The organism is Gordonia sp. UBA7860 (assembly GCF_002500165.1).
Taxonomy (GTDB): domain Bacteria; phylum Actinomycetota; class Actinomycetes; order Mycobacteriales; family Mycobacteriaceae; genus Gordonia; species Gordonia sputi.
Genome location: NZ_DLSO01000044.1, coordinates 1 through 11,205 on the forward strand (window position 1 = coordinate 1; position 11,205 = coordinate 11,205).

An 11,205-nucleotide genomic window follows, 5' to 3' on the forward strand; every position below is an offset into this window, starting at 1 on the left:
AGGTCAAGGACCGCCTCGACAAGCCCGGTGGCGGTCTCTCGGGTGGTCAGCAGCAGCGACTGTGCATCGCGCGTGCCATCGCGGTCTCGCCGGACGTCCTGCTGATGGATGAGCCGTGCTCTGCGCTCGATCCGATCTCGACGCTGGCCATCGAGGATCTGATGGGCGAGCTGAAGAAGGACTTCACGATCGTCATCGTCACGCACAACATGCAGCAGGCTGCGCGTGTCAGTGATCAGACCGCGTTCTTCAACCTCGAGGGCGTCGGCCAGCCGGGACAGTTGGTCGAGATCGGCGACACCGAGACCATCTTCACGCACCCCACCAAGCGCGAGACCGAGGACTACATCTCCGGCCGCTTCGGCTGATCACCGGCCGGGCAACGACGCACAGGCCCACAAGCAGACAAAGACCCGCGACGAGGAATCGTCGCGGGTCTTTTGCGTTGATGGGGGCGCTCACATGTTGAGCAACAGTATGACCAGCAGAGCGACGAGCGACAGCGTCACGCCGACATAGACGAACAGCTGGCGTCGCCGGAGATGTGCTTCGGCTTCGTCGTCGGATTCGGCATTGAAATCGGGTTCTGCCGGATAGTGCACGCCCATGGCGCTCACCCTAGACTGCGCGCCTGGTGTGCGTGAAGTCAGGACGCCCTCCACGACAAGAAACGTCGGCGGATCACAACCGGACTCGGGTGTGATCCACCGACGTCGGTGGTTACGGGTGTGTCAGGAAGCGTCTGTGCTCAAGAAGCGTCTTGGAACTGCTCGGGGGTCTGGCCGGTGGCCTGGAAGACAACCCGACGACCGATCAACACAGCGTGGTCGGCGAAGCGCTCGTAGTAGCGGCCGAGCAGGGTGACGTCGACGGCCGCAGCAACACCGTGCTCCCAGTCACGGTCCATCAGCACCGTGAACAGGTGGCGGTGCAGGTCGTCCATGGCGTCGTCGTCTTCTTGCAGACGGACCGCAGCCTCGGGATCCTGCGTGTCGAGGACCTCGCGCGCGTTGGCGGCCAACTGGACGGCGAGTCTGCCCATCTCGGCGAAGTAGCCGTTGACCTCTTCGGGCAGTGCCTTGGCGGGATGTCGGCGCCGGGCGACCTTGGCGACGTGCAGCGCCAACGCACCCATGCGGTCGACGTCGGCGACGATCTGGAATCCACTGACGACGCCGCGCAGGTCACCCGCGACGGGGGCCTGGAGCGCCAGGAGCGCGAATGCCTGCTCCTCGGCACGCGCGGACAGTTCGGACAATCTGTCGTTCTCCGACAGCACTTCCTCGGCAATGGCGAGATCGGCCTGCAACAGGGCCTGAGTGGCGCGGTCCATCGCAGATCCGGCCAGATCGCACATTTCTCCGAGCACCGCATTGAGTGAATGCAGCTGTTCTTGATACGCGGTACGCATACTCTCAAGGGTACTGTGCGTGCGCCAGATCACGATCTCCCGCGTGGTGAACACACCGTGAACGCGCGGTGATTACCTGCGACTGTCGGTATCCTGCACGCGCGTCATGTGCAGGTGGTGTCGCCCGCATTGGTCACCGCGAGGTCATTCGGCAGGTTGCTCGAGTTCGTCGCGGCCGGCAGAGCCTGCGCCGACAGTGTTTCGCCTGCCGCCGGGGCGCTGTCTACGCTCCCGGTGAAGTCACTCCCGAGAATGACCTCGACACCCGACTTCACTGTCTTGTCGCTCTGGATCTTGGCGCCGGGGAACATCGCGGCGAGCGTGGCTGCGGAGTCCTGCTCGCCCGGTCCGTAGCGTACGACGGTGTCCGTGCGGTTCTCCGACGCGTCGGCGACGCCTCGAACGTCGAAGCCCTGTGCTGTCAGCTTGTCGGACGCATCGGCTGCCTGGCCGGTCTTGCCCGTGCCGTTGAGCACACGCACTCCGACGTTGCTCGGGTTCTGCGCTGTGGCGGAGATCGTCGACGGGGTCTCCGACGTACTCGTGGCGGCGCCTGCGGCCGTCGTCTGCTTTTTCGACGAACTGCTCTGCTTCTTCTTCGCGGCCTGCTCGCCGGGGAGCGGGTCGTCGTCGATGATCGCGTTGAAGATGGCGTTGATGTCGTCGGTGCGGGGGATCTCGTTGTTCGAGCCGTCGGTCGTCGTACCCGAGGTAGGGATGGTCAGGAACGTGACGCGACCTGCCTCGATGCCCTGCATCGAGTCGGCGAGCTTGAGCAGCGATTGCGTGTCGACGCCGTCGACGTAGCTGTTCTTGATGAACGTGTTGACAATGCTGTTGAGCTTCGCCGGATTGGACAAGACGTTGCCGGAGAGCGTGGACCGCAGCAGCGACGACATGAACAACTGTTGGCGCTTGATGCGTCCGTAGTCGCCGTTGCCCTCCGTCGACACCGTGCGGGCACGGACGTAGTTCAGCGCCTTGCGGCCGGTGATCGTCTGCTTGCCCGGCTTGGACAGGATCTGACCGAGTTCGTAGTCGTAGATCGGCGTCGTGGAGCACACCTCGACGCCGCCGACTGCGCGCACGATCTTCTCGAAGCCCGAGAAGTCCATACCGATGAAGTGGTTGATGTTCAGACCACTCATCTCGGTGATGACCTTGACCAGACACTTGGGGCCACCGTCGGCGTAGACGCTGTTCAGTTTCACGTCGTTGGCCGCGGGTAGGTCGCCGTTGTAGGTTCCCACGTCGTTGTCCCAGTCCTGGCATTCGGGCCGGTTGACCTGCAGATCGCGTGGGAACGAGACCGCGACCACGCGGCTGCGGTTGGCGGGGATGTTGACCAGGATCACGGTGTCCGAACGCGCGCCCTCCGCGTCGGCGGTGGTGCCCGCACCGACTTTGCCGTTCTTGCCGCTGCGTGTGTCGGTTCCGACGATCAGATAGTTCTCGTCGCCGTACTGCGCGTCCTTGTTGCGGATGTTCGCGTCATCGGGGTCGACGGCGGCGATGGTGCGCCAATCGCTGTTCTTCGACTTCATGTAGCCCCACACGAAGCCGGTCCCGACGAGGGCCATGACGCACGCGATGGCGACCATGATGCGACCGGTGAAAGCCACATTCTGACGTGTCGAGCGGTTGTGGCGTCGACGCCCAACACTCTGTGGTCGTGAACGCAGCGCGATCGTCTCGGTGAGATCCGGCGTCGGCTCGAGCGGTGGGGACGCCGGTTTCTGATCCGCCTCGGGAGCCGGCGACTCGGTGGGAGCATGGTTCGGGGCGGCATCGGTGGGTGCGGGGGCGGCGGGTTCGCGATGTGACTCCTGCGCCCGCGATTCCTCGACGACCCGCTCCGTGGTCGCCCTGTCACTGAGGTCGACGACGGGCTCAGGCGCGGCACCGACGATCGGGATCTTGCGCGTGACCTCGTTGGCTCCCGGCGTCTCGGCGCTGGCCCCCGGCGTCTCGGATGGGCGCTTCGACGGGTCATCCGCGGGGGCGCGGTTGGTGCCACGCCGTGCCCGGCGGAGGCCAGAACGGCCGCCGACGCGTGGAATGGCCTCGGTCGGCGACGAATCGCCGCGCGGTTGCCTGCTGGAAGTCGACGGCTGGTCAGCACGTGGCGAGCTGTCAGAAGGGGAACCGGAGCGTGCGCCCGGATCGGCGTTCATCTGCTCCATCAACTCGCGGACGGTCATTCGACTGCGGCCGCGGACGTATCGATCGGCGGCGCGCGGCTCACGAAGCCTGCCGTCGTTGGGGTTCGCTGGGCGTGAGGTGCGGGAAGCGCGTGGAGTCGATGAGGACGTCGAATCGTCCCGGTCGCCCGGCTCGTCGCCGTGCGGCTTGGGTGTCCAACGACTCACGTCACATATCCTCGTACCCCGTGGTGACGCTGCCGCCCCGTCGGGGCTGAACGCTGCGGCAAGCAGGAAGAATTCAGATCCCGCCTGCGGGACCTTCGGACATAGTACTGATAGGTCCTGAGAAGCGCCTCAGCCGCCGGAGTGCATCACTTCCGCGCCCGCGGGGACGACATCCTCGTAGGGATCGTCGAGCCAGCCGTCGGGGAGCGCGACCTTGGCGGGCGATCCCTGCCGCCCACGCGGCCCGTGCCCGTCGTCGGGGAACGGTGTGTCGGCGGGAAGTGATCCGACGAGGTCGCGGAGTTCGTCGAGCGTCGACACCAGCGACATGCGCGAACGAATCTCCGAACCGGCCGGGAATCCGCGCAGATACCAGGCGACGTGTTTGCGCATCTCGCGCATGCCCTTGTCCTCGCCGTGGTGATCGGCGAGCAACTCGCCGTGCCTGACGATGATCTGCGCGACCTCACCGAGGTTCGGTGCGGCGGGGGCGGGCAGCCCGTTGAGTTCGGCGGCGAGTTCGGCGAACAGCCACGGCCTGCCGAGGCAGCCGCGTCCCACCACGACGCCGTCGCATCCGGTCTGCGCCATCATCGCCACCGCGTCCTTGGGTTCGAAGATGTCGCCGTTACCGAGCACCGGTACGTCGGTCACGTGCTCCTTGAGGCGGGCGATTTCGGCCCAGTCGGCCTCGCCGGAGTACCGCTGCGAAGCCGTACGGGCATGGAGCGCAACAGCTTTCGCGCCCTCACCCGCGGCGATGCGCCCGGCGTCGAGGTGCGTGTGGTGCTCGTCGTCGATTCCGATGCGGAACTTGACGGTGACGGGGATGTCGGTGCCCTCGGTCGCTTTGACCGCGGCTGCGACGATTCGTTGGAACAGGGTGCGCTTGTAGGGGATCGCCGAGCCGCCACCCTTGCGGGTCACCTTCGGGACCGGGCAGCCGAAGTTCATGTCGATGTGGTCGGCGAGATTCTCGTCGACGATCATCTTGGCTGCCTCGTAGGTGTAGCGCGGATCCACCGTGTAGAGCTGCATCGACCGCGGATTCTCGTCCGGGCCGAAAGTGGTCATGTGCATCGTGACCGGATGCCGCTCGACGAGCGCGCGGGCGGTGACCATCTCACAGACGTACAGACCCGACACCGTGCCGGTGCGTGCCAATTCGAGTTCGCGACACAGCGTGCGGAACGCCACGTTGGTGACGCCCGCCATGGGCGCGAGCACCACGGGACTGGCGAGCTCGATCGTGCCGATTCGCAAGCGGGTGTCGCGTAGTGGGGTTGCTTGGAGCGGGGTGGTGTGCGCAGCCGACAGCGCACCGGCGCCCTCGTGGATCGTGGAGGGCGCCGGCGCTGCTGGGGTTCGGATCGTCGTCGTCAAGCCAATGGTTGCGTCAGGACGCCTGACGCTCGCGCTTCTTGGCTTCGCGGGCGAGTGCGCGGTCGCGCATCTCCTCGAACTTGATGGTGTCCTTCTCGAGCTGCTCGAGGAAGGCTGCGAGCTCCTCGCGGGTCTGGTCGCCCTCGGCGGAGAAGTCGTCGCGATCGAAGACGTTCCACTTGCGCAGGACGGGCTGGATGACCTCTTCGAGGTGCTGACGCAGGTCGTAGATGCCGTGCTTGGCCATCAACACGCCGTGGCGGCGGAAGTTGGGCATTCCGGCGCCGGGCATCTGGAAGTTGGTGACGATGTCGGTCACGGCACGCAGCGTCTGGTCGGGAGCGATGTCCATACCGGCGCCGCAGATGTTGCGGTAGAAGATCATGTGCAGGTTCTCGTCGGCCGCGATGCGCTGAAGCATCTTGTCGGCGATCGGATCGTTGCACGCCTTACCGGTGTTGCGGTGGCTGACGCGCGTCGCGAGCTCCTGGAACGTCACGTAGGCGACGGAGTGCAGCAGGCCCATTTCGCCGCCCTTCTCCATCATCTCCTCGACGCGGTCGCCTGCAGCGGACTCGGGCGAGTAACCGTTGGTCATGTGGACCATGCGGTCGGCCTCGAGCTGGGCGGGGTCGACGCCGCGCGTCACCGTGAGGTAATCGCGCATGACGATCGAGTGCCGGTTCTCCTCGGCGGTCCAGCGACCGACCCAGAAGCCCCACGCCGAATCCATCGAGAAGTTGTCGGCGATCACCCGGTGGTAGGAGGGCAGGTTGTCCTCGGTCAGCAGGTTGGTGATCATCGCGGCCTTCGCGACCTCATCGAGCTGCGACTGTTCGGGGTCGTAGTCGACGCCGCCGAGCGCGGCGAAGTTGCGGCCCTCGTCCCACGGGACGTAGTCGTGGGGGTTCCAGTTCTTCGCGATCTTCAGGTGCCGGTTGACGTTGTCCTCGGCAACCGGTGCCAATTCGCGGAGCAGATCGAGCTGAGTGAGCTCACGTGCCATTGTTCGTTCCTCCGAACGGTCCACATCGAAACAGGTCGGACTGTCGTAGTCTCCGACTGTCGTCTCTGGTTGTCATGCCTGGCTCGGTGACCGACATGCATTCAAGTCAGTCAGTAAGGTTACGGCACCGAGCAGGCGTTACCCAAGTACGCACTTACGGTGTCGTAACTTGGCTCACAAGCGTTACCCCCGGAACGCTCGGCCGAACGTCGACGCCCACGTGGCGGCGCCGTCGTCAAGGGTACCGAGTTCGCGCGCCTTGTCACACCACTGCATTGCGGCGATGCCGAACTCCATGGGGTTGTAGATGTCCTCCTCGCACCTCCACAGGCCGTCGCCGGCATACGTGATGATCGAAATGTTGGTCGCGGTGATGACGCTTCCGTCGCCGGGATCGCACATCGGATTGTCGACTTCGAAGATCACGCGGCCGGTCGGGGCGTCGAACACCTTCCACAGATTGGGGAAGGCAACCATGTGGTCGCCGGGGAAGCGGGTCATCGTCTTCACGATCCACGGTCGGATCTCGTCCCTGCCGTGCATGGTGCCGAGCGTGTGCTCGATGTAGTCGGCGTCGGGGGTGAAGAGGTCGGCGAAGCGCGCCCAGGCCGCAGGCGCCTCGGACGGCTCGGCGCGGGCATGTGCCGCGATGCCTGCGACGGTGGCCTCGAAGACGTCGAACGCCTCCGACAACTCGTCGAGCTCGAACGGGGTCGGCGAGAATCGGGCATCCGCGGCAGACGCGGCGTTTTCGGTGCGCATCCGGCTGATCGTAGGGAACTACGGCGGGTGCGCGAAGCGTTATGGAAAAGGAGCGCGACGACGCACAGACGTGGTTCGATTTCATCATCGGTCCGTCGACGTAGACGGGCGTGCGCGACGGCGCGGGCGAGCAGGATGCGGAGGATTTGCGATGGAGCGGCTGAGCGGTTTGGACGCCTCGTTCCTGTACATGGAGACGCGGTCGCAGTTGATGCAGATCATCGGCCTGATCGAGGTTGATCCGTCGACGATTCCGGGTGGGTATTCGTTCGGCCGTATCCGTGATCAGATGCGACAGCTCGTCCGTGCGACCCCGAAATTTCGACGTAAGCTCGACAACTCGCTGATCAACATCGACCACCCCGCGTGGGTGGAGGACGACCATTTCGACATCGATCGGCATGTGCACCGCGTTGCGGTTCCGGCGCCGGGCGGGATCGGCGAGGTCACCGAGCTCTGTGGACATCTGGCCGGGCAGACCCTCGACCGCGCGAAGCCGCTGTGGGAGCTGTGGGTCATCGAGGGCCTGTCCAACGGGCGGATCATGATCATGCTGCGGATGCACCACGCCGCGGTCGACGGTGTCGGCAGCGCCGAGGTGCTCTCGCAGCTGTTCTCGCTCTCGCCCGAGCAACCCGACCTCGACGCCGATCTGCTGCATCAGACGGCAGGCGGTTCGTCGCACGCCATGCTCGCCGCGACCGGTGCGGTGCACTACCTGATCCGACGTCCGATCGCGATGGCGCGTCTGCTGCCGGAGACGGTCGCGGTTCCGTTCGCCTGGCTGCGTCGGGCGCGCTCGCACGAGGCGATGCCCGCACCGTTCGGGGCCCCGCGCACCCGGTTCAACGGCCCCATCACACCGCACCGTTCGATCGCACTGACCCAGCTGTCCCTCGCCGACATCAAGCGCGTCAAGAACCGGTTCGGTGTCAAGGTCAACGACGTCGTGTTGGCGATCACCGGCGGGGCGCTCCGTGAGTATCTGTTGGCGCACAACGAGCTGCCGGACAGGCCGCTCGTCGCGATGGTGCCGGTGTCGGTCCATGGCGCCGACGACAGTGGGTTGATGGTGGAGGGCACCAACAAGGTGTCGGGGATGTTCACGCAGTTGGCCTCCGACGTCGCCGATCCCGTCGAACGGATCGAGCGTGCCGCAGAGCTCTCGCGAAAAGCGAAGGCGCACCACGCCGACATCGACGCGAACATCCTGCGTGCATGGGCCCAGTTCGCGCCCGGCACCACGATGTCGACGCTGATGAAGTTCTACGGCGACCGCAAGTTGGCGCTCAAGCACCCGCCGGTCTTCAACGTGACGGTGTCGAACGTCGCGGGCGCCGACATCCCGGTGTACTTCTGCGGCGCCCGCGTGACGGCGGTCTACCCGCTCGGGCCGATCTTCCACGGACTCGGCCTCAACATCACGGTGTTCTCGGCCGACGGCGAGCTCAACGTCGGAATCCTCGGATGCACCGATCAGATCCCCGACATCGACTTCCTCGCCCACGCGTTCGACGAGCAGCTCAAGACGCTTCTCGAGGTGTGCGGCGACTGAGTCCGCAGTGTCATTAGGCTTGCCCTGTGTCCATCTATCGCCACGGATTTGCCCGAGTAGCCGGCGCGGTGCCCGTCGTCCGTATTGCAGACCCCGTGGCCAACGCACAGGCCACCGTCGAATTGATGCGGCAGGCGGCCACCGAGGGTGCCGCACTCGTCGTGTTCCCCGAGATGGGACTCACCGGATACAGCATCGATGATCTGGTCCAACAGGATGCGGTGATCGACGCCGCGCTCGACGCGCTTGCCACCGTCGTCGCGGCGAGCGAGGGTCTGCGCCCGCTGGTGGCGGTCGGACTGCCGCTCGTCGTCGACGCCGGGCTGTACAACTGTGCGGTCCTGCTGCGTGATGGTCGGATTCTCGGCGTCGTACCGAAGGCGTTCCTGCCGAATTACCGCGAGTTCTACGACAAGCGCTATTTCAGCGCTGCCCGCGACGCACTCGCCGACTCGGTGACGCTGCTCGGACAGACGGTCCCCTTCGGCACCGACCTGATCTTCGACGCCGTCGACCTGCCCGGTTTCGCACTGCATCTCGAGGTCTGCGAGGACGCGTGGGTGCCCATCCCGCCGAGCACCTGGGCCGCACTCGGAGGCGCGACGGTTCTTGCGAATCTGTCGGGATCGCCGGTCACGATCGGCAAGGAGTCGTATCGGAAGTCGTTGTGCACCAGCCTGTCCGCACGGTGCATCGCCGCCTACGTCTACGTTGCCGCCGGATATGGCGAATCCACAACCGATCTCGCGTGGGACGGTGATGCGCTGATCGCCGAGAACGGCGGATTACTCACTCGCAGCAAGGGATTCGCGACGACCGAGCAACTCGTCATCGGCGACGTCGACCTCGACCGGCTGCGCCAGGAGCGTATCCGGATGGGCAGCTTCCACGATCAGGTCGGCGACCTCAAGGATCGCCTCACGTCGTTGCGCCACATCGACTTCGAGTTCGGCGACCTCGACCTCGCCGCAGACGACGATCTGCGACGCTCGGTCGCACGCTTCCCGTTCGTTCCCGCCGACGCCGCTGACCGTGATGAACGGTGCCGAGAGGTGCGCGACATCCAGGTTCAGGGCCTGGCCGCGCGTCTGCGCGCCACCGGTATCGACAAGATCGTCATCGGGGTGTCCGGTGGTCTCGATTCGACGCTCGCACTGCTCGTCGCCGTCGACACCTTCGACCGACTCGGTCTGCCGCGCAACAACATCCTCGCGTATACGATGCCGGGATTCGCCACCGGCGGAGCGACCCTACGACGCGCACATGTGCTGATGGATTCTCTCGGGGTCAGCGGCACCGAACTCGACATCCGGCCGTCGTGTGAGCAGATGCTCGCCGACATCGGGCATCCCTACGCCAAGGGCGAGAAGGTCTTCGACGTGACCTTCGAGAATGTGCAGGCCGGCGAGCGGACGTCGCACCTGTTCCGGCTGGCGAACTTCCACGGGGGAATCGTGCTGGGGACCGGCGATCTGTCCGAACTCGCACTGGGGTGGTGCACCTACGGCGTCGGCGATCAGATGTCGCATTACAACGTCAACACGTCGGTCCCGAAGACGTTGATCCAGTATCTGATTCGCTGGATGATCTCGACCGGGCAGTACTCGCAGGAGACGACCGACACGCTCGCCGAGATCCTCGACGACGTGATGTCACCCGAACTCGTCCCGCCCGGCGAGGACGGCGCGATCCAGAGCACCGAGGACACCGTCGGCCCCTACGAACTGCACGACTTCTTCCTGTACTACCTCACGCGGTTCGGCTACCGCCCCGACAAGATCGCCTACCTCGCGGGTCAGGCGTGGGGCGACCGGGAACGCGGTGCGTGGTCGGAGCTGATCGCGCCGGAGCGTCGGAACCAGTACGACGCCGCGACGATCGAGCACTGGCTCTCGACGTTCCTGAAGCGGTTCATGAGCAACCAGTTCAAGCGCACCGCGATGCCCAACGGGCCGAAAATCGGTTCGGGCGGGTCGCTTTCGCCGCGCGGCGACTGGCGCTCGCCGTCGGACGCCTCCGCCCGCACCTGGCTCGACGCGCTGGGCGGGCGCTGAGGGCGCGGCTGCTGGGCCGCGGCCCCGCCAAACCCGTCGACGGCACCGCTCAAGCCGCCGACCGCACCGCCGACGGCCCTACAGCCCCAGGTCCTTGGCGATGATCGTCTTCATCACCTCGTTGGTGCCGCCGTAGATACGGGAGACGCGTGTGTCGGCGTACAGCCGGGCGATGGGGTATTCGGTGATGTACCCGTACCCGCCGTGAAGTTGTAGGCATTTGTCGATGACGCGCCCCGCGGTCTCGGTGGCGAAGAGCTTGGCGCGCGCGGCGTCGGCCACCGACAGTTCGCCCCGGTTGTGCAGGATCAACGCCTGGTCGACGAACTGCTGCACGGCCGCGACGTCGGCCGAGCATTCGGCCAGCACGAATTTGGTGTTCTGGAACGACGCAACGGGCCTGCCGAACACGTCACGCTCACGGGTGTAGGCGAGGGCATGTTGCAGAGCAGCGTTCGCGGTTGCCGACGCTCCGATTGCGATACTCAGCCGCTCCTGCGCCAGGTTGTGGGTGAGGTAGGAGAAACCCTTGCCCTCCTCGCCGAGCCGGTCCTCGACGGGCACGCGCACCGACGAGAAGGAGAGTTCGGCCGTATCCGACGCCTTGAGTCCGATCTTCTCCAGCTTCCGCCCGACGGCGAATCCCTCGGAAGTGGTGTCCACCA

Annotated in this window: 10 protein-coding genes; 3 read left to right on the plus strand and 7 right to left on the minus strand. The window is 65.6% G+C overall.

The window, feature by feature from the left end:
• Nucleotides 1-368: phosphate ABC transporter ATP-binding protein (locus B3T59_RS06335; RefSeq protein WP_287001767.1), on the plus strand; the 368-nt coding region annotated here is incomplete at its 5' end.
• Between the two features lie 90 nt (nucleotides 369-458).
• Here B3T59_RS06335 and B3T59_RS06340 read toward each other — a convergent pair.
• The 6 genes from B3T59_RS06340 to B3T59_RS06365 form a co-directional block, all read right to left on the minus strand.
• On the minus strand, nucleotides 459-608 hold the full coding sequence (locus tag B3T59_RS06340; RefSeq protein ID WP_168431243.1) for a hypothetical protein: 150 nt from the start codon (nucleotides 606-608) through the stop codon (nucleotides 459-461).
• Between the two features lie 140 nt (nucleotides 609-748).
• Entirely contained in the window at nucleotides 749-1,411 is a 663-nt protein-coding gene (gene phoU, locus B3T59_RS06345; RefSeq protein WP_251721909.1) for a phosphate signaling complex protein PhoU, read from the minus strand.
• Between the two features lie 104 nt (nucleotides 1,412-1,515).
• Nucleotides 1,516-3,780, minus strand: a complete 2,265-nt coding sequence (locus B3T59_RS06350) for an LCP family protein (RefSeq protein WP_287001768.1) — start codon at nucleotides 3,778-3,780, stop codon at nucleotides 1,516-1,518.
• 129 nt (nucleotides 3,781-3,909) lie between these two features.
• A complete protein-coding gene (gene dusB, locus B3T59_RS06355) occupies nucleotides 3,910-5,043 on the minus strand; it encodes a tRNA dihydrouridine synthase DusB (RefSeq protein ID WP_287001773.1) in 1,134 nt (377 codons plus the stop codon).
• Between the two features lie 133 nt (nucleotides 5,044-5,176).
• On the minus strand, nucleotides 5,177-6,169 hold the full coding sequence (locus B3T59_RS06360) for an acyl-ACP desaturase (protein WP_049697762.1): 993 nt from the start codon (nucleotides 6,167-6,169) through the stop codon (nucleotides 5,177-5,179).
• Between the two features lie 183 nt (nucleotides 6,170-6,352).
• Entirely contained in the window at nucleotides 6,353-6,931 is a 579-nt protein-coding gene (locus B3T59_RS06365; RefSeq protein WP_287001769.1) for a nuclear transport factor 2 family protein, read from the minus strand.
• Nucleotides 6,932-7,082: 151 nt separating this feature from the next.
• On the opposite strand from B3T59_RS06365, the gene B3T59_RS06370 reads away from it, so the two are divergent.
• Both B3T59_RS06370 and B3T59_RS06375 read left to right on the plus strand, forming a co-directional pair.
• Nucleotides 7,083-8,486, plus strand: coding sequence for a WS/DGAT/MGAT family O-acyltransferase (locus B3T59_RS06370; protein ID WP_287001770.1), 1,404 nt, complete (start codon nucleotides 7,083-7,085; stop codon nucleotides 8,484-8,486).
• A gap of 26 nt (nucleotides 8,487-8,512) precedes the next feature.
• A complete protein-coding gene (locus tag B3T59_RS06375; protein ID WP_287001771.1) occupies nucleotides 8,513-10,540 on the plus strand; it encodes an NAD(+) synthase in 2,028 nt (675 codons plus the stop codon).
• A gap of 78 nt (nucleotides 10,541-10,618) precedes the next feature.
• On the opposite strand, the gene B3T59_RS06380 is transcribed toward B3T59_RS06375, so the two are convergent.
• Nucleotides 10,619-11,205: acyl-CoA dehydrogenase family protein (locus tag B3T59_RS06380; RefSeq protein WP_287001772.1), on the minus strand; the 587-nt coding region annotated here is incomplete at its 5' end.

Bases quoted from the DNA above. Each gene is read 5' to 3' on its own strand.
- phoU (WP_251721909.1), bottom strand. From the start codon at position 1,411: ATGCGTACCGCGTATCAAGAACAGCTGCATTCACTCAATGCGGTGCTC.
- B3T59_RS06340 (WP_168431243.1), bottom strand. From the start codon at position 608: ATGGGCGTGCACTATCCGGCAGAACCCGATTTCAATGCCGAATCCGAC.
- B3T59_RS06370 (WP_287001770.1), top strand. From the start codon at position 7,083: ATGGAGCGGCTGAGCGGTTTGGACGCCTCGTTCCTGTACATGGAGACG.
- B3T59_RS06360 (WP_049697762.1), bottom strand. From the start codon at position 6,169: ATGGCACGTGAGCTCACTCAGCTCGATCTGCTCCGCGAATTGGCACCG.
- B3T59_RS06365 (WP_287001769.1), bottom strand. From the start codon at position 6,931: ATGCGCACCGAAAACGCCGCGTCTGCCGCGGATGCCCGATTCTCGCCG.